The organism is Devosia psychrophila (assembly GCF_000971275.1).
Classification (GTDB): domain Bacteria; phylum Pseudomonadota; class Alphaproteobacteria; order Rhizobiales; family Devosiaceae; genus Devosia; species Devosia psychrophila.
In genome coordinates this window covers 18,025-42,805 of record NZ_LAPV01000192.1, presented here as the reverse complement: position 1 = coordinate 42,805, position 24,781 = coordinate 18,025, and the positions used below count along the sequence as shown (strand labels likewise).

The following is a 24,781-nucleotide window of genomic DNA, read 5'->3' as shown; positions in this document are numbered from 1 at the left end:
AGCAAAAGTGGTCTTCCGGTTTTGCGGTTCGATTTCGCGACAAAGAGGACAAGAGGATTTACGCAATGGCTACCGAACATATCGTCTCGTCCTACAATGACGAACTCGTCGCCCTCGCCCAGGCCATCGCCGAAATGGGCGGCCAGGTCGAGGTCGCCATCGAGAATGGCACCAAGTCGCTGCTCAAGCTCGATCGCGAGCTGGCCGACGTCACCATCATAGCCGACCAGCGCATCGACGACATGCAGCGCCGCATCGACGACATGGCTGTCTCGATGATCGCCCGCCGCCAGCCAATGGCCAGCGATCTTCGCGCCATCGTAACCGCCATCCACGTCGCATCCGATCTGGAGCGCGTCGGCGATATGGCCAAGCAACTGGCCCGCCGGTCGCTCAAGCTCGAAGGCATGACGCTGCAGCCCACCTTCTACAATGGCGTCAAGAACATGACTGCCTTGGTGCTGCGCCAGATCAAGGACGCGCTCGACGCCTATTCTAACCGCGATGCCGCTGCCGCCATCGAAGTCTGCAATCGCGACGACGAAGTCGATGCCATGCACACCTCGCTGTTCCGCGAACTCCTCACCTACATGATGGAAGATCCGCGCAACATTACCGCCTGCACTCACCTGCTGTTCTGCGCCAAGAGCCTCGAACGCATCGGCGACCACGCGACCAACATCGCCGAACGCGCCTACTACCTGCAGACCGGCAAGCAGCTCACCAGCGACGACCAGGACCTGCTCCGCACCCAGATCAAGATCTGAGGAACCAACGGTTCCTTCCCTCCCCTCCCCTTAAGGGGAGGGGGTCCATCAGTGACCCACTAAACCACCCCCTCCCCAGCCCTTCCCTCAAGGGAGGGAGTTACAATCCGAACGCCGGCGAGCCGGCCTAATGGGAGCTCCCCCATGCCCGCGACCATTCTCGTCGTTGAAGACGAAGGCGATATCGCCATCCTGCTGCGCTACAATCTCGAAGCCGAGGGCTTCCGCGTCGTCACAGCAGAGACCGGCGACGAAGCCCAGCATGCCATCCAGGACAAGCTGCCCGACCTGATCCTGCTCGACTGGATGCTGCCCGAGATTTCGGGCATCGAACTGTGCCGCCGCCTGCGCGCTCGCGAGGAAACCGCCCGCGTCCCGATCATCATGCTCACCGCCCGAGGCGAAGAAGAAGAGCGAGTTCGTGGTCTTGCCACCGGTGCCGACGACTATGTGGTCAAGCCCTTCTCGGTGCCCGAACTGATCGCCCGCATTCACGCCCTGCTGCGCCGCGCCAATCCGAACCTCGTCACCGCCGCCCTCAAGGTCGGCGATCTCGAGCTAGACCGCACCACCCACCGCGTCCGCCGCGCCGCCCGCGACGTGCATCTCGGCCCCACCGAATATCGCCTGCTTGAATACCTGATGCGCCACCCCGGCCGCGTCTATTCGCGCGAACAACTGCTCGATGGCGTCTGGGGCAATGACGTCTATGTCGACGAGCGCACCGTCGACGTCCACATCGGCCGCCTCCGTCGCGCCATCAACCGCGGCCGCGAAAGCGACCCGATCCGCACCGTCCGCGGCGCCGGCTACGCCTTCGACGAACGCTTCGCCCAAGTCGCCTGAAGACGCTGCTTGTCAGCCAAGTTCCTGAGCCAGTCCGATAAGCAGCCCTTCAGGCCCGCGAATATAGCAAAGCCGATAGCTGTCCTGATACTGCACCACCTCACCCACAAGCTCCGCGCCACGCGCGCGGAGCCTATCCAGCGTGTCGTCGATGTCGTCCACCGTGAACATGACACGAAGATAGCCCAGCGCGTTGACCGGTGCCCTGCGGTGATCCGCGACGACTGCCGGCGCAATGAAGCGGGAAAACTCGATCCGGCTATGCCCGTCCGGCGTCCGCATCATGGCAATCTCCACCCGCTGATCGCCAAGCCCGGTAACCCGACCGGCCCATTCCCCCTCGACCATCGCCCGCCCCTCAAGCTCCATCCCAAGCTCCCGAAAGAACTCGATTGTCACCCCCAGGTCCTCAACAACAATACCAACATTATCCATCCGCTTCAGCGCCATAGTCCGATCTCCCTCCGCCGCGAGCTTTGCACAGCCCGCCCCAGCAAGCATACCCTGAGAAGGAGAAGAAATCCGGCCGGTGAGTTTAGCTTTATCGAGGGCAAACTCGATAAAGTCCCTCCCCCTTTTCAGGGGGAGGCTAGGTGGGGGTATTCTTCCTTCTTCCTCACCAGACACTCCGGGACCAGTCGAGATTCAGCTCAGGCTGAGCCGAAAATGCCGGCTTCCGAGAACCGGACTGGAGCGTACGTTCTGTACGTGAGGACCGGAAGCGCAGGAAACTGGCATTTCCTGGCCAGCACCAGCTGAATTCCGATCGGTCGGCTAGACCTCAGGCACTTCCCTCAACGGCGTATCATCGCTCAGCGGCACCGTTTGTCGCTCGATAAACCGCCTTACCGCCGGCACGTCCGCCCCCCGATGCAACCCCCGCAGCAGCTCGATATTCTCCGCATCCGCCTTGGTCCGCCTCAGATTATGCCGCACATAATCGATCCACGTCGGCACATGATAGGTCTCGGTCCAAATCTCCGGATGCTCCAGATCCCGCAGCAGGCCCCACTGCCGCGCCCCGTCGCGAATGCGGATATGTCGCCGGTCCGCCATCAGCGCGAGGAACCGCGGGATGTCCTCCTGCGCGATCTGATAATCCACCATCACCATGATCGGCCCGCTGCGTGGCCGCAGGTCCAGCTTCAGCACCGGCTCGTTGAACGTGTTGAGCGGGTTTAGATCGAGCGCATTGAACTGCGGCAGCGGCAGCCGGAACCCCACCAGCGCACACAGCAGCATCGTCGCCCCGGCCAGTGCCAACGCCATGTCCGGTCCGATCGCATCTGCCGAGAGGCCCCAGATCCAGCTACCCGCCGCCATGCCGCCAAACGTCGCTGTCTGGTACAGCGATAGCGCCCGCCCCACTACCCAGCGGGGTGAAGATAGCTGGATCGACACGTTGAACAGAGATAGCGCCAGCACCCAGCAGGCGCCTGCCGGGATCAGCGCAACATGGCTCAGCAGCGGATCGCGGCTGTAGCCCAGCGCCACGCTGCTCAGCGCAAAGCCAACACAGGCCAGCCGCACGATCACTTCATTGCTGAACCGCTCGCGAATGCGACCATTGAGGAACGCCCCGCCAATCGCGCCGAGCCCGAAGCAGCCCAGCAGGGTGCCATAGGCCAGCGCCCCGCCGCCCACATAATCCGCCGCCACCGACGGCAACAGCGCCAGGATAGCCGTCGCCGAAAAGCCGAACAGGAAGCCGCGAAACAGCACCGTCGTAAGGTTAGGCGAAAGCGACACATAGCGAATGCCCGCCCACATCGCGCTGCCGAAATTCTCGCGCGGCAACCGCGCCGGCACCCGCTCGGGCTTCCAGCGGCTCAGCGCCACAATCAGCGGCACATAGGAAATCGCATTCACCGCAAAGGCCGCCGCCGCCCCCGCGAGCGCCACGATCAACCCGCCCACCGCCGGCCCGACGCTGCGCATCATGTTGAAGCCCATGGCATTGAGCGTGATAGCGCCCGGCAGGTCACTGCGCGGCACAATATCGCCCATCGACGCCTGCCACGACGGATTGAACAGCGCCGTGCCGCAGCCGATCAGGAAGGTAAAAGTCAGCAGCAGCCACGGATTGAGCAGTCCCATTAGCCCCAACACCGCCAGCGCGATTGACACCGCCATCATCCCAAGCTGCGCGATGAGCATCACCGTGCGCCGGTCGAAATTATCCGCCAACGCCCCGGCCGCAATCGAAAACACCATGATCGGCAGCGTCGTCGAGGCCTGCACCAGCGCGATCATATTGTGCGAACTCGTCAGCGTGGTCATCATCCAGCCGGCACCCACCGACTGCACCAGCCCACCGAGGTTCGACACCAGCGTCGCCAGCCACAACAGCCGAAACGTCTCATGCCGGAATGGCGCCAACACCGACGGCCGCTCGCTCATCACACACCCTTTCGCTTTACGGTCTGTCTAGGACCGGCCCACCGGTGATGCAAGGGAGCAAGAGGATTTCGGTTCCGCGAACAGTGCTATGAGCGCCAAACCATAACGACCACGGCCAGCACTTATGCTTGATTGCTCAAAACCTCAGTCGACACCCTCCCCCTTGCTGGGAGGGCCAGGGAGGGGGACATTTAGTCCCGATCCAGACGCCCCAAAGAGCAGGCAAAAAAATGCCCCCGACGATCACATCGCGGGGGGCACCGAGCCAATCCGACTTCAATCAGCGCGTGTTGTTAGCCAGCAGCGCACCCGCCGCAGCGCCACCGGCACCGCCCACGATGGCGCCACCATAGCCGCCAACAGCACCGCCGACCAAGGCGCCACCTGCGCCACCGATAGCCGCGCCTGAAACCGTCCGCTGTGTCGTCGTGCAGGCGGTCATCGAAAGGGCGCTGATAACGACAAGCGCAATAGGGGCAAATTTCTTCATCGTGTTCCTCCAGGTTCGATAAACGCTAACGCAATTGCCGGGTGACAGTTCCAGGCACGCGCCTTCCGGCAGAGCCGCACGGACTAAGCGTCTAAACCGCCACCTCTTCCTCACTCTCAAATATCCCCGCCAATATCCGCAGCGCTCGCTCCAGCGTTGCACGGCTGCGTGGGGCCATGATGCAAATTCGTAGCCCCGCCACAGGCGCCTCGCCCACCTGCCCGGCCGACGGCGGCGTCAGCCGCACCCCCGCTTCGCTGGCGCGCCGGGCAAACTGCTCGGCCTTGATCGGCGCCATCGGCAAAAATAGATGCGGCGTCCCGCCCGGCATCGGCACGGCGCCAATCCCGAGGATCGACCGCGTCAGCTCGAGCCGCGCCAGGGCTTCAGCCCGCAAAGCCACCACGGCCTCATCGGCCAGCCCGGTCTCGATCATTGCCGCGCCCAGCTCCGCCACATAGGGCGGCAGCCCCCAGCCTTCAGCCCGCATCCGCTTGCGAATAGTGCCCATCAACCGGGCCGGCGGCGCGATCACACCGAGGCGGATCAATGGCGTCAGGCTCTTGGACAGGCTTGAGATATAGACCACCCGCTCCGGCATTAGCTGCCGAAAGGTCAGCGTGCCCTTGGCCGCGTAAAACCCATAGATATCGTCCTCGACAATCATCGCATCGTGCCGTTCGACCAGCGCCGCAATCGCCCGCCGCCGCTCCGGCCCGGTCTCGAAGCCCAGCGGGTTCTGCGCTACCGGGGTCAGATACAAGGTTTTCGCGCCGGTGTTGGCAAGCGCCGCATCCAGCGCCGCGGGCTCCATCCCCTCCCCGTCATGTGTCACTGGTATCATGGTCATGCCCAGGTTTGCCGCCGCGGCAATCGCCCCAGGAAAGGTCGCGCTCTCGGTGAGGATGATCGTCGAGCGCTCGCGCAATGCGGCAAACGCCAGATGCAGCCCCTGCTGCGCGCCATTGCACAGCAAAATCTCATCCGTCCCCAGCGGGGTCCGGGTGGCCGTCAGCCAGCCGGCGACAACCCCACGCTGCCGGTCCGTCCCGCTCAGGTCGATATAGCCACCATTCGCCAGCGCCAGTGCATTCCGGTTGGCCAACTCGCTGGCCTCCGTCATCCGGTGCGGCGCAATGACCGGCGGCGGCGCATTGGTCGAAAGATCCACGATCCCGTCGTCCGCCTCGCCCCCGGCCTGCGCCAGCACGAAGGTCCCGCGCCCGGTTTCGCCGCGCACCACACCGCGGGAGCTGAGCGCATCGATCGCCCGCGTCACGCTGCCGATCGACACCGAAAGTTGCTGCGCCAGTTGCCGATGCGTCGGCAGGCGCTCGCCCGCCCGATAGCGCCCCGAAGCGATTGCCGTTTCCACCGCCTGCGCCACGCGTTCATGCAGCGGCAGCCCGCTATCGGCCAAAGTCAAGATTGTATCTGTAATTTCGGATATTGTATCAGTCATTGGCCCGATACTATCTCTGTCGAGCCCGATTTGTCCACGCAACGCACGTGCTACAGATACGCTATGCATCGGTTAGCACGAAGCGCCCACTTCGCTAGCCAATGCTGCGATCAGGTGACACCGCGTTAACACCCGTTTCGAAGGCCAGGCCCTCGTCGGCCCAACCGGTAATGCCGCCGATCATCAGCTTCACCTTGCGCCCCAGCCTCGCCAGCTTTAGCGCCGCCTGATCGGCTCCATTGCAATGCGGCCCGGCGCAACACACCACGAACAGCGTCTCCGCCGGCCACTCGGCCATCCGCTGCTCAGTAATCAGCCGGTGCGGCAGGTGCAGGGCGCCTGGCACATGCCGCTTTGCATAGGCCTCCGGCGATCCCACCACATGCAGCAGCACAAAATCCACATCGCCCGAAGCCAGGCACGCCGCTACATCCGCGCAATCCGTCTCCAGCGTCAACCGCCGCCCAAAATGCTCCACCGCCACCTCAGACGCCGCCACCGGATACTCACTCACAAAGCTCATTGCTTATCCCCCAGACACACCGTCACGCTATGATGGCTCCCACAAACCCAACTTCCGGGCCAAAAGACCCAAAACCTCAGCCTTCATCGTCACAACGGAGATAGCCGGCACCCTTTTGCTCGCACGCTTCACAAAAAAGGTCAATGTTATTGACATAACAATGCTTCAGTGTTTGTATCATTCATATCATTTTATGGTGATACAAATGACGCCACTGGAATTTCGTCTCTCGTCCCGCGCCAAAGCCTTCAAGGCGTCGGAAATCCGTGAACTGCTCAAGCTAATCGGCCACCGCTCGATGATCTCGTTTGCCGGCGGCATTCCCGATCCGGCGCTGTTCCCTGTGGCGCTGTTCCAGCACGCCTGGCGCCATGTATTCGGCGGCCCGTCCATCGCCCGCGAGGCGCTGCAATATTCAACCACCGAGGGATATTTGCCGCTGCGCCAATGGCTTGCCGCGCATATGAACACGCTCGGCGTCCCCGCCACGCCCGACAATATCCTGATCACCAGCGGCTCCCAGCAGGGCCTCGACCTGATCGGCAAGCTGCTGCTCGACCCCGAAAGCGGCGTCGTCACTGCCAGCCCCACCTACCTCGGCGCGCTGCAAAGCTTTTCCGCCTACGAGCCGTGCTTCTCCTCGCTCGACGCACCCCAGCTCACCGGGCCCGCAGCCCCACGCTTGGTCTATCTGGTCCCCGACTTCGCCAACCCCGATGGCCGCACCATGAGCAAAACCGCCCGCCACCAAGCGCTCGACCAAGCCAAGGCTCTCAACGCCGTCATCGTCGAAGACGCTGCGTATTCGGCCCTGCGCTATGACGGCGAAGATATCCCCGCCATTGCCAGCTTGGATGCCCGCCTCGCAGGCTCCATCGAGAGCACCCGTACGCTCTATTGCGGCACCTTCTCCAAGACCCTCTCCCCCGGCATGCGCATCGGCTGGGTCTGCGGCCCGACGGCACTGATCCGCAAGCTGACGCTCCTCAAGCAGGGCGCCGATCTGCACACCGCCACCACCAACCAGATGGTCATGCACCACGTTGCGGCCGCCTGCTATGATGCCCAGGTCGCCCGCACCCGCGTGGTCTACAAGGCCCGCCGCGACGCCATGCTTGCGGCCCTCGCTCGCTACGCCCCGCCCGGCCTCAAGTGGACAAAACCAGAAGGCGGCATGTTCATCTGGCTCGAACTACCCGACCACATCGACGCAGATCTCCTGCTGCCACAGGCCCTTAGGCAGGATATCGCCTTCGTTCCCGGCGCCGCCTTCCATGCCGATGGCTCGGGCCGCAACACCATGCGCCTCAGCTTTTCGCTGTGCGACGAAGCCCAGATCGAGGTCGGCATATTCAAGCTCTGCAGCCTCATTGCCAAGGCCGCGACAGCTCGCGACGACGTGCTAACCTTCGCGTCTACCTGACGAATCGGATCTATCCGCATGTCCAGTCCTGACGCGCCGCAGCCCAATCCGCTGCATCTACTCGCCGCCTTCGGCAGCGGCGGTCTGCTTACCATGATGGTGTTCCTCAACGGCGAGGCGGGCAGCCATGGCGGAGCGCTGTTCTCATCCTGGCTCGCCCACGGCACCGGCACGGTCGCGGCGATCATCTTCCTCGCCGTCCTGTGGCGCCGCCGCCCCGCAACAGGTGAAACCCGCGCCAAGGCCCCGCTCTGGGCCTATCTCGGCGGCGTCTCCGGCGCAGCCACCGTCATGCTGACCTCCACTACGGTCAATACCCCGCTCGCCCTCGCCGGTACATTGGCGCTCGGCCTTGCCGGTCAGGTGGTGTTCAGTCTCGCCGCCGACCAATGGGGTTTCTTCGGCCTTCCAAAACGCCGTCTCGGCCTGCGTGATGCCGGGGCCGTGGCCCTGATGGTCGTCGGCAGCCTGCTCATCATTCTGTTCGGCGTAGGAGCCTCGGCATGACGCTCTTCATAACTTATGCCCTCACGGCGGGCATTCTCGTCGGCCTCAGCCGCCAGCTCAATGGCCGGCTGGCCCTGTCGACCAGCCCGCTCATAGCGTCGTTCTTCAACCACGCCATCGGCTTCGTCTTCCTGACTATCCTCGGACTTATCCTCGGCAACCTGCTGCTGCCCGGCGCATCCAGCACGCCTTGGTGGGCCTATCTGGGCGGCCCCGTCGGCGTCATCTTCGTCGCCTCTGGAAGCTGGCTCATCGCCCGCATCGGTGCCGTCAACACGGCTCTCTTGGTCATCGGCGGCCAGATGGTCTCGGGCGTCGCACTCGACTTGGCTCGAGGCGCCCCACTCACCCTATGGGCCAGCGCCCTCGGCGTCGTGCTGATCCTCGCCGGCATGGCCCTGACCCAGAAACGTCGTTAGGGCAACAGACCACCCCTACCCTTTCTCCCTCGGGCTTGACCCGAGGGCCACTCTCATCGCGGCACAAAAAAGCAGCGGCGCTCGGATCAGGTCCAAGCGCCGCTGCCATATTCGATCAGTCCGAACTAACCAGCTGCGGTATAGGCAGTTTTTACAACCGTGAAGAACTCTGCCGCATACTTGCCCTGTTCCCGCGAGCCATAGCTCGAGCCCTTGCGACCACCGAACGGCACATGGAAATCCACGCCTGCGGTCGGTACGTTGACCATCACCATGCCAGCTTCGACATTGCGCTTGAAGTGCGTCGCATACTTGAGCGAGGTGGTGACGATGCCAGCCGACAGGCCGAACTCGGTATCATTGGCCGTGAACAGTGCTTCCTCGTAATCCTTGACCCGGATGACCGAAGCCACCGGCCCAAAGATTTCCTCACGCGAAATACGCATCTGGTTGGTCGCTTCGGTGAACAGCGTTGGCTGCAGGAAGTAGCCTTCGTTTGCGCCCTTCACCAGTTCGCCACCGGCCGCGATCTTGGCGCCTTCGGCCTTGCCGATGGCGATATAGTCGGTGTCCTGCTTAAGCTGGCTCGGATCGACCACCGGCCCGATTTCCGTATTCTTGTCCATCGCATCGCCAACACGCAGATTGCGTGTCCGCTCAGCCAAAGCCTCGACGAACTTGTCGTGGATACCCTCGGTCACGATGACGCGCGACGACGCCGTGCAGCGCTGGCCGGTCGAGAAGAAGGCGGACTGCGCAACGGACTCGACCGCAATCTTGAGGTCCGCGTCATCCAGCACGACGGTCGGGTTCTTGCCGCCCATTTCGAGTTGGAATTTGCGACCGACTTCGATCGAGGCTGCAGCGACGCGCTTGCCGGTACCAACCGAGCCGGTGAACGAGATGGCGTTGACGTCCTTGCTCTCAAGCATGGTCTGGCCAACGACCGAACCCTTGCCCATCACGAGGTTGAGCACGCCCTTCGGCAGACCGTTGCGCACGAGAATATCGACAATCGCCCAAGTCGAACCCGGCACCAGATCAGCCGGCTTGATCACGACGGTGTTGCCATAGGCCAAGGCAGGCGCCAACTTCCAGGTCGGGATGGCGATCGGGAAATTCCACGGCGTGATAATGCCAATCACCCCGATTGGCTCGCGGGTGATTTCTACGCCGACGCCAGGACGAACCGACGGCAGCACTTCGCCAGCAAGACGCAGCACTTCACCAGCAAAGAAGTCGAAAATCTGCGCCGCGCGGGTCACCTCGCCAATGCCTTCAGGCAGCGTCTTGCCTTCTTCGCGGCTCAGCAGTTCGCCCAGCTCAGCCTTGCGCGCCAGGATTTCCTGGCTGGTCTTGCTGAGGATAGCGTGGCGTTCAAGAATGCCCGACCGCGACCATGCCGGGAAAGCGGCCTTGGCAGCGGCGATAGCCTGCTTGGTTTCTTCGGCGCTGGCGCGGGCATAAACGCCCACGACTTCTGCCGTGTTGGACGGGTTGATATTCTCGATACCATCCGAGCCCACCCATTCCCCGTTGATGAGGTTCTTGTGCAGTTCAGCCATGTTGGAATGCCTTTCGAATGGGAACTTAAAGTAAACTTGCCTTGGCCAGGTCACGCAGCAGGTGGCTGGCGCCGTAGATCCAGGGCGGACATTTGGTAGAGAGGTTCACACTGTTAGATAGTGTGCCCAGTTCGAATGTCGATATCGAGACCACGTCGCCGAGCTTGTGCGTAAAGCCCTTGCCCACGCCGTCGCGGTCTTTCACGGGCGCAAACATGGTGCCGAGATACAGCACTAGACCATCGGGGTACTGGTGATGCCCACCGACCGTCGCCGCCACCAGCGATTCTGGGGTCCGCGAAATCTGGTTCATCGAGGAATGTCCCTCGAGCACGAAGCCATCCTGTCCTTCAACGCGTAAAGCGATCTCGGATTGCTTGACGGTTTCCAGCGTGAAATCGCCATCGAACAGCCGGATGAATGGCCCGAGCGAGGCCGAGGCATTGTTGTCCTTGGCCTTGCCCAGCAGCAGCGCCGAGCGGCCCTCGACGTCGCGCAAGTTGACGTCATTGCCCAGTGTCGCGCCGATGATCTCGCCCGTACTGGTCACCAGAAGCGCCACTTCCGGCTCGGGATTGTTCCAGCTCGAAATCGGGTGCAGGCCAACTTCGGCGCCATAACCAACCGAGCTCATCGGCTGGCCCTTGGTGAAAATTTCCGCATCCGGGCCGATCCCGACTTCCAGATACTGGCTCCACACGCCCTTGGCGATCAGCGCTTCTTTGACCTTCATGGCGGTCTCTGAGCCTGGCACCAACTCGCTCAGGTCCATGCCGATCAGCTCAAGGATTTCGCCGCGCAACGCATCGGCTCGTGCCTTATCGCCACGGGCTTGCTCTTCGATAACCCGCTCCAGCAGCGACACCACAAAGGTCACGCCCGATGCCTTGATCGCCTGCAGGTCGATGGGCGACAGCAGGCTTGGCTTGGCAGGGTCGTGGTCGGCAGCGACGGAATTGGCCAGCACGGCATCGACATTGCCAAGGCCGACGCCCGGCGCTGTCCGCACATGCTCGGCGGCTCGGCCGCTCTCGGCAATGTCGCGCACCAGCGCAAATCCAGCGGCGGTAATATCGATCAGTTCGTTGTTCCGAACGGTGACGATGCGCGGATGATCAAACCCCGGAACTCGGGCGCGGCCTAGCAATGTGCCGTCTGGATAGTGCCTGTCGCCCATGGTCCGCCCCTCATTTCCTTGGGCAGTGAGTACCGCACTGGCACCCCGCAGTGCAACCCTCAAAAGTCATACTTTTGTTGAGGAACCGATGTCCACAGCCCCGTTCAACTCCAGTTCATCCGCGCCGCATTACTGACGCATTGGATGGGGATTAGTCCCCCACAAACTTAGGAGCATCTCATGCGTCGCTTTGCAGCCGCCGTCCCATTTGCCTTACTCGCCACCCTTGTCGTGCCTGCGTATGCGGGCTCGATCACCATCGAAGGCCGAGGTGAAGTCATGGCCGCTCCGGATGTGGCGCAGATCAATTCCGGCGTCACCACGCAGGGCGCTACCGCCCGTGAGGCGCTCGACGCCAACTCCGCCGCCATGGCCGAACTGATCGCCCAGCTGAAGGCCTTCGGCATCGAAGCCCGCGATATTCAGACCTCGGGATTCTCGGTCAATCCCAACTATGTCTACACTGAAGAACGCGATGCCAATGGCTATTCGCTGCCGCCCAAGATCGCCGGCTACCAGGTTGCCAACACCGTAACCGTCACGGTTCGCGCGCTCGATACGCTCGGCTCCATCCTCGACAAGTCCGTGACCATCGGCGCCAATACTGTCAATGGCGTAACCTTCTCGGTGGCCGATCCGTCCGCGCTTTACGATGAGGCCCGCAAGGCCGCCTTTGCCGATGCCCGCGCCAAGGCCGAGCTCTATGCCACCGCTGCCGGAGGCACGCTGGACGAAATCAACTCGATTTCTGAAAGCCAGTCCTTCAATTCCCCCCAGCCGGTCGCCATGTATTCGATGCGCGCCGAAGCCGAAGCCGCTGTTCCGGTAGAAGGCGGCGAGTTGGCTTTCGCCATCAACGTCAACGTTCAGTGGGAACTGGATACCGACAAGAAATAATACCCATACCCCTTTTTTTAAGGGGGCTTGGGCGGTGGGGACGGACGGTAAACCGTAGTCACCCGTCCCCACCAACCGAACACAAAGGCCCTCGCACCAGCGGGGGCTTTTTGTTTTGGCGGCCTACCCGAACAACACCTTCCACAGCATGTTCAGCCCCACTGCCACGAGAAACACGGCGAACACATACTTCAGCGTCTTCTGATCCAGCTTGTGCGCGAGAGCCGCTCCAAGCGGCGCAAACACCGCGGCAAGTACCGCCACCAGTACCAGCGCTACCAAGTTGATATAACCGAGGCTCAGCGGCGGCAGGCCCGCCACGCCCCAGCCCGAGATCAGGAAACCCAGCGTGCCGGAAATGGCGATAGCCACACCTACGGCCGCCGAAGTGCCCACAGCTGAATGCATGGTCGCGCCGAAGGCCACCAGCGTCGGCACGGTAAGCGAACCGCCGCCAATCCCCATCAGCGATGAGATATAGCCGACGACCGTCGCCGAAATTCGATGCGTCAGCGACGAGCCATTCAGATGCCCCATCAGCTTGGTCTGGAACCCGAACACGATATTGGCCGCGATCACGAAGGCCATCACGGCGAAGACGATGCGCAATACATCGCCCGAAAACAGCCCGGCCATCAGCCCGCCCATGAACGTCCCGGCCACAATGAAGGGCGTCCACAGTTTGAGCACCCGGACATCGAGCGAGCCGCGCTTGTAATGTGCCCGCGCGCTCATAAACCCGGTCGGGATGATGATGGACAGCGACGTACCGACGGCCACGTGCTGCACCACGTCGCTGTCATAACCCAGCCAAAGCAAGGCTGTGCTCAGCGCCGGCACGATAATGGCGCCACCACCAATGCCTAGCAGACCAGCGGCAACGCCCGACACCACGCCGGTTACCATCAGCCCCAACACAAACGGCCAGTATCCCAGCAGTGTCGCCCAATCCATCAACGGTCTCCAAATATATGCAGCACCACCTCGCGCCGATGCGGCTGACTGCGGTGCTCGAAAAGATAGATGCCCTGCCAGGTGCCGAACACTGGTTCACCATCCATGATGGGAATGCCGATGGAAGTTTGTGTCAACGCCGCCTTGATATGGGCCGGCATGTCGTCGGGCCCTTCGGTTGTGTGTACCAGCCAGTCCAGGCCCTCAGGCACCAGCCGCTTGAAGAAGCCGTCGAGATCGGTCTGCACATCCACGTCGGCGTTTTCCTGGATCAGCAGCGAGCATGAGGTGTGGCGCACGAAGGCCGTCACCAACCCCGTCGCTATATCCGCTGTAGAAACGAAATGGCGTACTGCGCGGGTGAATTCATAGAACCCCTGCCCTTGCGTCGGAATGGTCAGCGTCTCGATGGCTTGTTGCATGCCCCCGACCTACCATGATCGCCCCTGCCGAACCAGCGCAGCGACTTGCTGATCCGTCCAGTTTGCCCCATTGGCGCCACGATCAAACCGCCACGTGTCGCGCCTGGATCGGAGGAACCAACACAGACTCCAGGCGTTTCGGCCATTGCGGGGAGAAGGCATCGAACATCGACGTTCAAAATTCATTCAGTCTCCGTTCAGACTGGCGCCGCGATGCTTGGCTCAAGTGTCAACCGACCTAAAAGGAAAATAACAATGCGCCGTAGAAATTGGCTTCTGACCGGTACGAGTATCGGTTTCATGGCCCTGCTGCCGATAACCGTACGCGCCCAAGATGGCGATCTGGTTGCGGCCTATCAGGCCTATGCTGCCGCTCAGGCATCCGGTGACGCCGCAGCCATCGAGGCTGCAAGCGCTCCCCTAACCGAACTTTGCATCGTCGCCGGCTACGCCAGCATCGACGAATGTATCGCTGCCATTTCCGCACCTGCCCCCGAAGCTGTGCCGGCCCCCGTAGATCCTCAGGTTGATGCGGCCGCTGAGGCCGCAGCAGCGGCTGAAGTTCAGGCCGCTGCCGATGCTCAGGCCGCCGCTGATGCTGAGGCGGCGAAAGTACAGGCTGACGCGGACGCACAGGCCACTGCAGACGCTGAGGCAAAGGCCGCCGCTGATGCTGAAGCAGCCGACGCACAAGCAGCGACCGCACGCGCCGCCGCTGAGGCAAAGGCTACTGAAGATGCCAATGCCCAAGCTGCCGCCGAGGCTAAGGCTCAAGCCGATGCAGAAGCCGCCGCAGCAGCTGCCGCCGCCCCAGTCGAGGCTGCACCGGCGGTGGAACCCGCACCTGCCGTTGTAGCCCCTGCTTCTGTCGATGTCTCGGCTGACGTACGGGCCCAGATCGACATCTACAACACCGCGATCGCCGACATGATGGCTGGTGGTGACCCCGCTGCTGCGCAGGCCCAGCTATCTGCGGCCCAGGCCGAGATCGACGCGCTCTGCGTTCAGGGCGGCTTCCCTGACACCAATACATGCTTGGCACAGTATGGCCTCAGCCTGCCTGCTGTCCCGGCTCTTCCAGGCGCCCCAGCGGCTCCTGTTGCCGAGCCTGCAGTTCCGGCGACCCCTGTCGCACCGGCAGATCCAGCCGCAACCGCGCCAGTCGATCCTGCCGCAGCAGCTCCTGTCGATCCGGCTACCCTGCCGGCCGAACAGACCGAAGTCATCGAAAACCTGCCCGAGGGCATCACTCAGGAGCAGATCGCTCCAGTGCTCGACAGCGCCAAAGATTTCGATGCGGACCCCGCCGCCGAAGCCCGGATGGGTGCGGCGGTGGAAGAAGTTCAACCGGTCGCTCCACCTGAATCCGATGCCTCCGCTCAGTCCGAAGCGACCCGAGCATTTGCGGCCGAGCCAGTCGTTTCTGTCGCCGCAGACCCCGGCACAGAGGTCACTGCTACCGACGCAGCGACGATCAATCAGACTATCGTGAACAACTACGTAAACAACATCACGAACATCGATAATTCTACCAACAATACCCAGAACAACATTGGTCAGCAAAATAATGTGACCATCATCGAGCAGGCCCCTGTGCAGCAGGTCAATGCAGGTGACGTGATTACGCAGGTCATTCTGCAGATTGGCACCCAGTTGGTGGTCAATTCCATCGGCCAGGACACCGATCGTTTCTACAATGCCCAGGAAGACGAGATCTTCTACGAAAACCTGAGCAACGACCGCACGCGTGAAACCATCACCCGTCCGGACGGCACCCAGATCGTTACGGTCCGCAACCGCAACGGCGACATTCTCCGTCGCTCGCGCATCGATCCTGCCGGCCGTGAATACGTCCTCGCCTACTTCGATGACCAGTATGATAGCGACCTGATCGCCTGGCGCGACCCGGGTCAGGACCTGCCGCCACTGCGCCTCAACATCCCAGCTCGCGACTATGTGCTGGACGCCGCTTTCGCCGACGATGAAGAAGTGGAAATCTTCTTCAGCCAGCCACCGGTCGAAAACGTTGCTCGCCTATACTCGATCGACGAGGTCAAGCGGTCGTCCCGCGTTCGTGACAGCGTGCGCAAGCTCGAAGTCGGCGGACTTACCTTTGACACCGGCGCTGCCACCATCGGCCGCGACCAGGTTGGCGGCCTGTCCAGCGTTGCCAACGGCATGCTGGCCCTGCTGGCCCGCAACCCGAGCGAGACCTTCCTGATCGAAGGTCACACCGACGCCGTGGGTTCGGACATTTCCAACCTGCGCCTGTCCGATCTGCGTGCTGCTACGGTGGCCCGCATCCTGACGGACTTCTACGGCGTGCCGCCGGAAAACCTGGCCACCCAGGGCTATGGCGAACGCTACCTCAAGATCCGCACCGAAGCCGGTGAGCGAGAGAACCGTCGCGTCACCATCCGCCGCATCACGCCGCTGATCACCACTGCGTCGAACTGATCGAAATCGACACCAATGCGAAAGGCCGGGCCCAGTGCCCGGCCTTTCTTTTTGCCGCACCTGCCTGAACGACGCTGTCTTGTCTAACTCGGGGAAATTGCTATCTGACACCCACCCCTGTGCTGGAGCGTCATTATGAAGCGGCTGGAAATTTTCGTCGAAAGCGTCATTCTGGCGTCGCGCTGGCTGCTTGTGGTCTTCTATATCGGCTTGGGCCTTGCGCTGGCGCTCTATGCCGTCAGTTTCGGTTTCAAGCTCTGGGATTTCGCCAGCCACCTGATCGGCCTGGATGAAACCGAGACCATCCTCAAGATTTTGGGCCTGATCGACGCAGCGCTGATCGCCAGCCTGGTCGTTATGGTCATAATCTCGGGTTACGAAAATTTCGTCTCCCGCTTTGACAATGAGGATGACGTGCGCTGGCTCGGCCAGATCGATGCCGGCTCGCTCAAGATCAAGGTCGCTTCCACCATCGTGGCGATCTCATCGATTCACCTGCTGCAGATTTTTCTCAACGTGCCGAAATACACCGACAACCAGATCATGTGGCACACGATCCTGCATGTCACCTTCATCGCATCGGCGCTGTTTCTGGCCTTGATCGACCGGATTTCCAAGAACCCGAGCAAAGAAAAAGCGTCGGATCTCTGAGATTTCAAGGGCGACGCCAAGGCTAGTGCGTTTTTCTCGCCATCGTGGTCCGGGCAATCTATTGAATCAAAACAAGTAAATCCGGCCGTACCAATTTGCAGTCAGAGTGATCACGCATTTGGGAACGAAAACAAAAAGCCCGCGTTTCTTTGTCATACGGTGAAACACAAAGGATCTCATCATGGCTATCCCAGAACGCGATACCGTCTACACAAACGACGAGAACCGCACTGTTTATACGCGCGAAAGCAGCGGCACAGGCTGGTTTGTCGGCATTATCGTAGCCCTGGCACTACTCGCCATTGGCTATCTGGTGTTTTCGGCCAATTCGGGCCCGTCCACCACAGTTGATGTCAATAACGCTGCCCCTGCTGGCATTGATGCGCCTGCCGATCCTGCCATTGCTCCGGCTCCAATGACGCAAGCGCCAGCGGCACCAGCTGCTAATGCTGCACCGATGACCGAGGCACCAGCGGTTGACGCCGCCCCGGCGACAGCGGCCCCGGCAGTCGAGGCTCCGGCCACTGATGCGGTGACCCCGACACCTGCTGCACCAGCCGCTCAATAACGGCGCGTAATCTATCGGTATTTCCAGCCCTCCCTCTGGTGATATCGTTTAGGCCCCGGTCGCCCCACCGGGGTCTTTCTTTGTCTAAGTGCAGGCAGCGGCAATCGGTCTCCCCTCCGGGTCTTGCGCCAGGCCCAATCCGCCCCCATCTCGTGAGCTGACAATCGAGGGAGTACCAATGTTCAACATCGATCAGATTCTTAAAGCCTTGCAGAGCGACCAGGGAACGCAACGCACCGCAGTTACCGGCGCCGCCGGTCTTGCAGCAGGCATGCTGTTGAGTGGCGGCGGCTTGGGTAAACTGGCTGGCAGTGCAGTTCAGCTTGGTGCCGTGGCGGCGGTGGGCGGCTTGGCATTTAATGCTTGGCAAAATTACCAGAAGAACCAGCAGGGCGCTCAAGCCCCTGCTGTTCAGCAGGACGCATTTATTCCTGCGGTTAGCGATAGCCATGCCCAGGAAGAGCTCGGCAAGACATTGGTCCGCGCCATGATCGCCGCCGCCAAGGCCGATGGCCGTATCGATGCGGACGAGAAGGAAGCCATTTTCTCAAAGCTCGAAACCATGACCCTTTCCTCCGAGGAGAAGGCCTGGGTGTTCGATGAACTATCGACTCCGCTCGACATCAACGCCGTGGTCGCCCGCGCCGATACGCCGGAACATGCCACTGAGATTTATGCGGCCTCGCTGGTGGCGATAACTGCCGACACGGCGTCTGAACGCGCTTATCTCGACGCCTTGGCATCTAAGCTGCGCCTCGATCCAGCTCTCGTCACCGAAATCCACAAGGCGGCCGGTGCAAGGGCTCCAGAGCCCGCGGCGGCTCCAGCCGCTCCGTTTGCATACACGCCTTCCAGCAGCAACGTCTGAACCGGAAATGCCGCGCGCCCACGGCGCGCGGTTACACCGATGTGCGTTCTTGATCGCATCGGCCGAGCAAGCCATTGGTGAGCCAACAGGAGCTATCCAGATGGAACTCGGACTCTACTCGTTTGCCGAAAATACCCCTGACGCCCTCAATGGCAACGCGCTGCAAAGTCCTGCCGAGCGTTTGAGGGACCTGCTGGAGGAAATTGAGCTCGCTGACCAGCTCGGCCTCGACTTCTACGGTCTGGGCGAGCACCACCGCCCCGACTACGTGGCCTCTGCCCCGGTGACCGTCCTTGCCGCCGCCGCCGCCCGCACGTAGAGCATTCGCCTCTCGACCGCGGTGACGGTGCTAAGCTCGGAGGACCCGATCCGCGTCTGGCAGCAATTCGCCACGGTCGACCTGTTGAGCAATGGCCGCGCCGAGATCATGGCCGGGCGCGGCTCCTTCATCGAGAGCTTCCCGCTGTTTAGCTATGCCCTCGAAGACTACGACACGCTGTTCGAAGAGAAGCTCGAAATGCTGCTCAAGATCAGGGAAGGCGGCAAGGTCGCCTGGCCCGGCAGCGCCAACACCAAGCCTATTCCTGGCATCGAGATTTTTCCCAAGCCGGTGCAGACCCCATTGCCCGTCTGGATTGCCGTCGGCGGCACGCCTAATTCGGTTGCCCGCGCTGCCTACTACGGCCTGCCCCTGATGCTCGCCATCATCGGCGGCCAGCCCAGGCAGTTTGCCCCGCTGGTTGAGTTCTATCGCGAAACTGCCACCAAGGTCGGCCGCAATCCGAAGGATTTGCCGGTCGGCGTCAGCTCGCATGGCTTCATTGCGGCCGATAGTCAGGAGGCCCGCGACATCGCTTTCCCGGCACACAGCGAGGCCATGAGCCGCATCGGCAAGGAACGCGGCTGGCCGCCGACGACACGTGCCCAGTTCGAAGCTGGTGCAACCCCGCAGGGCGCCTATTTCATAGGCTCGCCTCAGGAGATCATCGACAAGGTCCTGCTGCAGCACGAATGGTTCAAGCATGACCGTTTCGGCCTGCAACTCAGCGTCGGCACCCTGCCCCACGACAAGGTCATGAAGGCAATCGAGCTCTACGGAACAGTCGTAAAGCCGGCGATCGATAAGGCGCTGGGGACTACTTTCCCGAGCGCTTGATGGTCTTGATCTGCAGAGGCGGCAGACCGGATTTTTCCGAGATGGCCCGGTCCTGATTCATGATTTCGGTGCGAGCAGGCTCGTCGCCATCGAGGCCGCCCAGCAGGGCGGCTTCTACCTTGCGGTTTGAGCGCTGGCTGCCGTCTTCATAGATCACGTCGAAGAACACGTACTCGCTGCGAGCGGTTGGCTTTTTGGCCATGGTATAGTCTCCTATGCGGCAGGACGGTCTTGCAGGACAGCATGTCCGCGAACGCTGGCGCCAAAATTAGTTTTGTCAGTAGAGGCTTAGGCGAAAATAGCTTCGCCCTGCTCGTCGATGATCTGCCGGCCCTTGGCCAGCGCCAGCGCGGTCAGGTCATCGCGGGAACTCATGCGATCTGCACGCACGAACCGATAGCTCTTAAGCTCGCCGCCAATGTCTTTTTCAATGGTGCCAGCGAGTTGCAACTCGCTACCGGCCTTCATCTCGATGGCCTTTATCAGGAAGCCCTTGTAGCCTTCCTCGCCCAACACCTTGTCACCGGCTGGCTCGGCATTCGAAGAACCGCCACCGAACAGGTTTTTCCAGAACGACATGGTTGGTCTCCTCAGTTTTGAGCCGTTCCGCGCAACCGGCGGACGGGCAGCGGCAATTGCAGTTCGCCGCGTTTTTCCATTTCTTCGCGCAGCCAGCCCGGCGACACATCGAAGTGGTTCGGCCAGGTGGGCACGCCGTTTTTCAGCTCGACACTGCCAAAGAAGCGCCGATCCCGCAACGGCTCGGTGCCCTCACCGCGTTCCCCGATCATCGGCGCGGCATCGAACGTGCCATACGAGCCATCGGAAAACGTCACCACCAGCTTGAAAGGAACGATAGCCCTGATGGTCGTCAGCTTAAGGCGAGTGGGGACTGTCGTCATTTCAAACATCCCCCATATCGCGAAGTCCCTAGCCGTCAAACGATCATCCCCGCTTTCGCGGGGATGACCCAATAGCTTAGTTGTCGAGGAAGCTCCGCAACTTCCTGCTGCGGCTCGGGTGCTTAAGCTTGCGCAGGGCCTTGGCTTCGATCTGGCGAATACGCTCGCGCGTCACCGAAAACTGCTGCCCGACTTCTTCCAGTGTGTGATCGGTGTTCATGCCGATACCGAAGCGCATGCGCAGCACGCGTTCTTCACGCGGCGTCAGCGATGCCAGCACGCGAGTCGTGGTCTCGCGCAGGTTACTCTGGATCGCGGCGTCGATCGGCTGGATCGCGTTTACGTCCTGGATGAAATCGCCGAGGTTGGAATCTTCCTCGTCGCCGATTGGCGTTTCGAGCGAGATCGGCTCCTTGGCGATCTTGAGCACCTTGCGGACCTTATCCAAAGGCATCTGCAGCTTTTCGCTGAGCTCCTCGGGGGTCGGTTCGCGGCCGATTTCATGCAGCATCTGGCGCGAGGTACGGACGATCTTGTTGATCGTCTCGATCATGTGCACCGGAATACGGATGGTACGGGCCTGGTCGGCGATCGAGCGCGTGATTGCCTGGCGAATCCACCAGGTCGCATAGGTCGAGAACTTGTAGCCGCGGCGATATTCGAACTTGTCGACAGCCTTCATAAGGCCGATATTGCCTTCCTGGATCAGATCGAGGAACTGCAAACCGCGGTTGGTGTATTTCTTGGCGATCGAGATCACGAGGCGGAGGTTGGCTTCAACCATCTCCTTCTTGGCGATCGCAGCTTCGCGCTCGCCTTTCTGGACCTTGTGCACGATGCGGCGGTACTCGCCGATATTGAGGCCGGCTTCGGTCGCAAGGGTGCCAACGTCACCACGAATTTCATGGATCGTATCGGCTTCGCGCTTGGCAAATTCCGCCCAGCCCTTGCCATCGAAACCTTCGATGGAGGATTCCCAGGTCGGATCGACCTCGCGGCCATAATAGCTCTCGAGGAAGGTCTCGCGCTTGACGCCATAGCTTTCGGCAAGACGCAGCAGGCGCCCTTCCAGCTTCACCAGGCGCTTGTTGATGTCATAGAGCTGCTCGACCAGGTTTTCGATGCGGCCGTTGTTGAGCGACAGCGACTTGACGTCGGCAATCACTTCGACGCGGAACGCCTCGATCTTCTTGCGGTCGCCATCCGACACCGAGGCACTACGGTCCTCGGCATGCTTGTCCTGCATTTCGCGCATCTGCCCGTAAGCATTGGCGATGCGGTCGAAGGTCTCGACCACCTGCGGCTTGAGCTCGGCTTCCATCGCCGACAGCGACAGCGCGTTCTCGTACTCGTCGTCATCGTCGTCGGGCGCCGGGTCCTGTGGAGCTTGCGGCTCTTCGGGCACGTAGTCGTCGTCCTCGCCACCAGCAGCGCGCTTCGGCGCAGGAGCCGCCGCAGCAGCCCGAGCCTTCTCGGCAATGGCTTCCGGCCGTGGCGCCTGATAGGCAGCGGACATGTCGGGAGCAGCCTGCTTGGCATCGGGGCCGGCATAGGTAGCCTCGAGATCGATGATGTCGCGCAGCAGAATTTCACCCTGCGCGAGTTGGTCGCGCCAGATGATAATGGCCTGGAAGGTCAGTGGCGATTCGCACAGGCCTTCGATCATGGTCTCGCGACCGGCCTCGATGCGCTTTGCGATGGCGATTTCGCCTTCGCGGCTCAGCAGTTCGACCGAGCCCATTTCGCGCAGATACATGCGCACCGGGTCATCGGTACGATCTGAACCCGTCTTGGTATTGGAGGTCGAAGCGACAGCAGTGCCGGTGGCCGGAGCCACTTCCTGGCCCTGGTCTTCTTCGTCCTTCTCGACTTCGGTCTCTTCGACCTCGTCTTCGTCAACGACATTGATGCCCATGTCCGAAAACATCGACATGAAATCTTCGATCTGCTCGGACGAAACTTCGTCCGATGGCATCACCGCATTGAGCTCTTCATAGGTAACGTAGCCGCGCTTCTTGGCGACCTTGATGAGCTTCTTTACCGCGGCATCGGAAAGGTCGAGTAGCGGAGAGTCGTTCGTCGCCTCGGGGGCGCCGGCTTCCGGCTTCTCGGTTTCCTTGGTCGTCTTGGGTGCTGCCTTGGTGGCCATCTGGTACTCCGTCGGATCCCGTGCGCCCGGGCCCGAATAAGGCTTTAAGTGGTGACACCTCAAGGCAAGGTAAAGGTTTGGTCACCAAGGCGTTAACGCCTCAAGTAGCAACCCGGTTCGCTTCGGATTAGTTTCGCATATCACCATATGCAAAATCGCGCGTACCCGCACTTTTCGGAGAAAACTCCTAAAAGCTGCGTGTCGCGCGTCCCGATAACGAACCAAATCCTTCGATCAATGCCTCTGTGCCATCGACAGTGGTAATCTGGTTCTTGATGTCCCGCAGCCTTTCAAAGGTTTCTTCGCTTGGGTCTTCGCCCAGCGCCGCTTCGGCTGCTTTGAGCTCCCTATTTAGTTGAACTTTCTTATTATGCAAGGCCAGTGCGTGACTTAAACCGGTCTCGGCATCGGGCAAGGCGATCTCGGTCGCGATCTGCCAAACGCCCTGCCGCAGCAAAACATCGGCCATCCGGTCCAACGTCGGCCCGTGCCCGCGCGCCCCCAACGCTGACTTAAGGTCCTCTGCCGAAATATCGTGATGCCGCACGCATAGGCTTAAAATCTCGCCCATCACCTTTTGCGCCAGCGGCGTGTCGAAGTCGATCGCGGCCAGCAATTCGAACTTGTCCTCGACCAGCGCCGGGTGATTGACCAGGCTCAGGATGATCGTCGCCTCGCGCGGCGTCGCCTCGGCCATCGAGCCCGGTTTCAGCAATCGCGAATTGCGCAGGGTGTCGCTGACCACCAGACGCGGCGTGCCACGACTGGGGTAGCCATAAGCCCCGCTTTGGCCATAGCGCTGCTGCCCGCCACGCGGTTCGAACCGGTTTTGCCGCATTGGAGCGAGGAAAGCCCGCAGCTTTTCGTCGAACGCCTGCGAATAATGGAAGCGTACCGAGCTGTCCTGGATGCCGTTGGACCGTTCGCGCAACCGTGCCTGTAGCGCCGCCCGGGCTTCCGGCGTTTCCGGCACCAGCCCGCCCGTCTCCATGCTCCAGATCACATCCGACAGCGACCGCGCCCGATCGATCACATCGGCAAAAGCGCCACGGCCCTGCGCCTTGATCAAATCATCCGGGTCCTGCCCCTCGGGCAGCGTCGCGATGCGCACGGTAAAACCCGGCTTGAGATGCGGCATGACGATATCCGCCGTGCGCTCGGCAGCCTTCAGCCCGGCCTTGTCGCCATCAAAACACAGCACCGGGTCGGGCGACATCTGCCAGAGCATCTGCAGGTGCTCCTCGGTCATCGCCGTACCCAAGGGCGCAACCGTGCCCTCGAAACCCGCCGACACCGCCGCGATGACGTCGAGATAGCCCTCGACCACGATGACCGTGCTGCCGTCGCGTGCTGCCTGCCGTGCCGTCTGGCCATTATACAGCGTGCGCCGCTTGCTGAAGAGTTCGGTCTCGGGCGAGTTCAGGTATTTCGCCGGCACATCGGCCGACAGCGCACGACCGCCAAAGGCGATCACCCGGCCTCGGAAATCCATGATCGGGAACATCACGCGATTGCGGAACCGGTCGTAGGTCAGCGCATCGCCGTCACGGCTGGCCACCAGTCCGGTATCGACCATGTCCTGCGCCGAGACGCCATTGCCTGCCAGATGTTCCTTCAGCCCGTTGCGGCTATCCGGCGAAAAGCCGATGCGGAACCGCGTCTGGCTCTGCGAGGAAACGCCCCGCTCAAGCAGATAGCCACGGGCCCGCGCCCCGATATTATGCTGCAGGGCAGCCTCAAAATATTTCGTCGCCAGTTCCATGACGTCGATCAGGCTCTTGCGTTCGGCCTCGCGCTTCTCCTGGCGCTCGTCGCGTGCCGGCATCGGCACGCCGGCCATGCCCGCCAACCGCTCCACTGCCTCGGGAAAGCTCATACCGGCCTTTTCGGTCAGGAACCGAAAATGATCGCCCGACACGCCGCAGCCAAAGCAATGATAGATGCCGCGCCGGTCATCGGCGTGAAAGCTCGGGCTTTTTTCCCCATGGAACGGGCAGCAGGCCCACATATCGCCCTTGCCCGGCTGGCTTTTGCGCTTGTCCCACAGCACATGCTCGCCCACCACCTGCGTTATCGGCAGGCGTTGACGGATCTCATCGAGAAACTGATCGGAAAAGCGCATGAGGTGCTAAGTAAGCACTCATTGCCCCAGAGTCACCAAGAGACGACTTATCCACA

The 24,781-nt window shown here is 61.6% G+C and carries 24 protein-coding genes and 1 pseudogene; 11 read left to right on the top strand and 14 right to left on the bottom strand.

The window, feature by feature from the left end; all coding sequences use genetic code 11:
• The first annotated feature begins 65 nt into the window (after positions 1–65).
• Together phoU and phoB are read left to right on the top strand one after the other, a co-directional pair.
• The gene (gene phoU / locus WH91_RS20100; protein ID WP_046172798.1) at positions 66–767 is read left to right on the top strand and encodes a phosphate signaling complex protein PhoU; all 702 of its coding nucleotides are present in this window, start codon (positions 66–68) and stop codon (positions 765–767) included.
• Between the two features lie 144 nt (positions 768–911).
• The gene (gene phoB, locus WH91_RS20095; RefSeq protein WP_046172797.1) at positions 912–1,613 is read left to right on the top strand and encodes a phosphate regulon transcriptional regulator PhoB; all 702 of its coding nucleotides are present in this window, start codon (positions 912–914) and stop codon (positions 1,611–1,613) included.
• Between the two features lie 12 nt (positions 1,614–1,625).
• On the opposite strand, the gene WH91_RS20090 is transcribed toward phoB, so the two are convergent.
• The 5 genes from WH91_RS20090 to WH91_RS20070 form a co-directional block, all read right to left on the bottom strand.
• Positions 1,626–2,063, bottom strand: coding sequence for a VOC family protein (locus tag WH91_RS20090; RefSeq protein ID WP_046172796.1), 438 nt, complete (start codon positions 2,061–2,063; stop codon positions 1,626–1,628).
• A 324-nt stretch (positions 2,064–2,387) separates the two neighbouring features.
• Complete coding sequence (locus WH91_RS20085) at positions 2,388–4,013, bottom strand: MFS transporter (RefSeq protein ID WP_046172795.1); 1,626 nt, start codon at positions 4,011–4,013, stop codon at positions 2,388–2,390.
• Between the two features lie 280 nt (positions 4,014–4,293).
• Positions 4,294–4,503 (bottom strand): hypothetical protein, encoded by a 210-nt coding sequence (locus WH91_RS20080; protein WP_046172794.1) that lies wholly within the window; start codon positions 4,501–4,503, stop codon positions 4,294–4,296.
• Between the two features lie 91 nt (positions 4,504–4,594).
• Positions 4,595–5,929: an aminotransferase-like domain-containing protein gene (locus tag WH91_RS20075; RefSeq protein WP_158409614.1), complete on the bottom strand. Its 1,335-nt coding sequence runs from the start codon at positions 5,927–5,929 to the stop codon at positions 4,595–4,597.
• Between the two features lie 130 nt (positions 5,930–6,059).
• Entirely contained in the window at positions 6,060–6,488 is a 429-nt protein-coding gene (locus tag WH91_RS20070) for a rhodanese-like domain-containing protein (protein WP_046172792.1), read from the bottom strand.
• Positions 6,489–6,693: 205 nt separating this feature from the next.
• Here WH91_RS20070 and WH91_RS20065 point away from each other — a divergent pair, with 205 nt between their 5' ends.
• Genes WH91_RS20065 through WH91_RS20055 form a run of 3 tightly spaced genes read left to right on the top strand, consistent with a single transcriptional unit; the run spans position 6,694 to position 8,837 of the window.
• Entirely contained in the window at positions 6,694–7,911 is a 1,218-nt protein-coding gene (locus WH91_RS20065) for an aminotransferase-like domain-containing protein (RefSeq protein ID WP_046172791.1), read from the top strand.
• A gap of 18 nt (positions 7,912–7,929) precedes the next feature.
• Complete coding sequence (locus WH91_RS20060; protein WP_046172790.1) at positions 7,930–8,418, top strand: DMT family transporter; 489 nt, start codon at positions 7,930–7,932, stop codon at positions 8,416–8,418.
• Complete coding sequence (locus WH91_RS20055; protein WP_046172789.1) at positions 8,415–8,837, top strand: DMT family transporter; 423 nt, start codon at positions 8,415–8,417, stop codon at positions 8,835–8,837. The genes WH91_RS20060 and WH91_RS20055 overlap by 4 nt, the downstream gene beginning before the upstream one ends.
• A 125-nt stretch (positions 8,838–8,962) precedes the next feature.
• Here the strand turns inward: WH91_RS20055 and WH91_RS20050 are convergent, their stop codons facing one another.
• Together WH91_RS20050 and WH91_RS20045 are read right to left on the bottom strand one after the other, a co-directional pair.
• Positions 8,963–10,402: an aldehyde dehydrogenase family protein gene (locus WH91_RS20050; RefSeq protein WP_046172788.1), complete on the bottom strand. Its 1,440-nt coding sequence runs from the start codon at positions 10,400–10,402 to the stop codon at positions 8,963–8,965.
• Between the two features lie 25 nt (positions 10,403–10,427).
• Positions 10,428–11,579 (bottom strand): fumarylacetoacetate hydrolase family protein, encoded by a 1,152-nt coding sequence (locus WH91_RS20045; RefSeq protein WP_046172787.1) that lies wholly within the window; start codon positions 11,577–11,579, stop codon positions 10,428–10,430.
• 180 nt (positions 11,580–11,759) lie between these two features.
• Here WH91_RS20045 and WH91_RS20040 point away from each other — a divergent pair, with 180 nt between their 5' ends.
• Positions 11,760–12,476, top strand: a complete 717-nt coding sequence (locus tag WH91_RS20040; RefSeq protein WP_046172786.1) for an SIMPL domain-containing protein — start codon at positions 11,760–11,762, stop codon at positions 12,474–12,476.
• A gap of 123 nt (positions 12,477–12,599) precedes the next feature.
• On the opposite strand, the gene WH91_RS20035 is transcribed toward WH91_RS20040, so the two are convergent.
• Complete coding sequence (locus tag WH91_RS20035) at positions 12,600–13,430, bottom strand: sulfite exporter TauE/SafE family protein (protein WP_046172785.1); 831 nt, start codon at positions 13,428–13,430, stop codon at positions 12,600–12,602.
• Positions 13,430–13,852: a secondary thiamine-phosphate synthase enzyme YjbQ gene (locus WH91_RS20030; RefSeq protein ID WP_046172784.1), complete on the bottom strand. Its 423-nt coding sequence runs from the start codon at positions 13,850–13,852 to the stop codon at positions 13,430–13,432. Before WH91_RS20030 ends, WH91_RS20035 begins: the two co-directional genes overlap by 1 nt.
• Before the next feature lie 255 nt (positions 13,853–14,107).
• Between WH91_RS20030 and WH91_RS20025 the strand changes: the two genes are divergently transcribed.
• The 5 genes and pseudogenes from WH91_RS20025 (at position 14,108) to WH91_RS20005 (ending at position 19,552) form a co-directional block, all read left to right on the top strand.
• Positions 14,108–16,309, top strand: a complete 2,202-nt coding sequence (locus WH91_RS20025; RefSeq protein ID WP_052953008.1) for an OmpA family protein — start codon at positions 14,108–14,110, stop codon at positions 16,307–16,309.
• A gap of 135 nt (positions 16,310–16,444) precedes the next feature.
• Positions 16,445–16,960 (top strand): TIGR00645 family protein, encoded by a 516-nt coding sequence (locus WH91_RS20020; protein WP_052953007.1) that lies wholly within the window; start codon positions 16,445–16,447, stop codon positions 16,958–16,960.
• Positions 16,961–17,141: 181 nt separating this feature from the next.
• Entirely contained in the window at positions 17,142–17,528 is a 387-nt protein-coding gene (locus WH91_RS25000; RefSeq protein ID WP_046172783.1) for a hypothetical protein, read from the top strand.
• Between the two features lie 178 nt (positions 17,529–17,706).
• Complete coding sequence (locus tag WH91_RS20010) at positions 17,707–18,396, top strand: tellurite resistance TerB family protein (protein WP_046172782.1); 690 nt, start codon at positions 17,707–17,709, stop codon at positions 18,394–18,396.
• A 100-nt stretch (positions 18,397–18,496) separates the two neighbouring features.
• Positions 18,497–19,552, top strand: a pseudogene (locus WH91_RS20005) (LLM class flavin-dependent oxidoreductase).
• On the opposite strand, the gene WH91_RS20000 reads toward WH91_RS20005, so the two are convergent.
• The 5 genes from WH91_RS20000 to dnaG all read right to left on the bottom strand — a co-directional run bounded on the left by WH91_RS20000 (position 19,533) and on the right by dnaG (position 24,725).
• Positions 19,533–19,754, bottom strand: a complete 222-nt coding sequence (locus tag WH91_RS20000) for a hypothetical protein (protein ID WP_046172781.1) — start codon at positions 19,752–19,754, stop codon at positions 19,533–19,535. The pseudogene WH91_RS20005 and the gene WH91_RS20000 sit on opposite strands and share 20 nt — an antisense overlap.
• Positions 19,755–19,840: 86 nt before the next feature.
• Entirely contained in the window at positions 19,841–20,131 is a 291-nt protein-coding gene (locus WH91_RS19995) for an HlyU family transcriptional regulator (protein WP_046172780.1), read from the bottom strand.
• An 11-nt stretch (positions 20,132–20,142) separates the two neighbouring features.
• On the bottom strand, positions 20,143–20,454 hold the full coding sequence (locus WH91_RS19990; protein WP_046172830.1) for a DUF2442 domain-containing protein: 312 nt from the start codon (positions 20,452–20,454) through the stop codon (positions 20,143–20,145).
• Positions 20,455–20,530: 76 nt separating this feature from the next.
• Entirely contained in the window at positions 20,531–22,603 is a 2,073-nt protein-coding gene (gene rpoD / locus WH91_RS19985) for an RNA polymerase sigma factor RpoD (RefSeq protein ID WP_046172779.1), read from the bottom strand.
• Positions 22,604–22,790: 187 nt separating this feature from the next.
• Entirely contained in the window at positions 22,791–24,725 is a 1,935-nt protein-coding gene (dnaG, locus tag WH91_RS19980; RefSeq protein WP_046172778.1) for a DNA primase, read from the bottom strand.
• Positions 24,726–24,781: the final 56 nt, after the last annotated feature.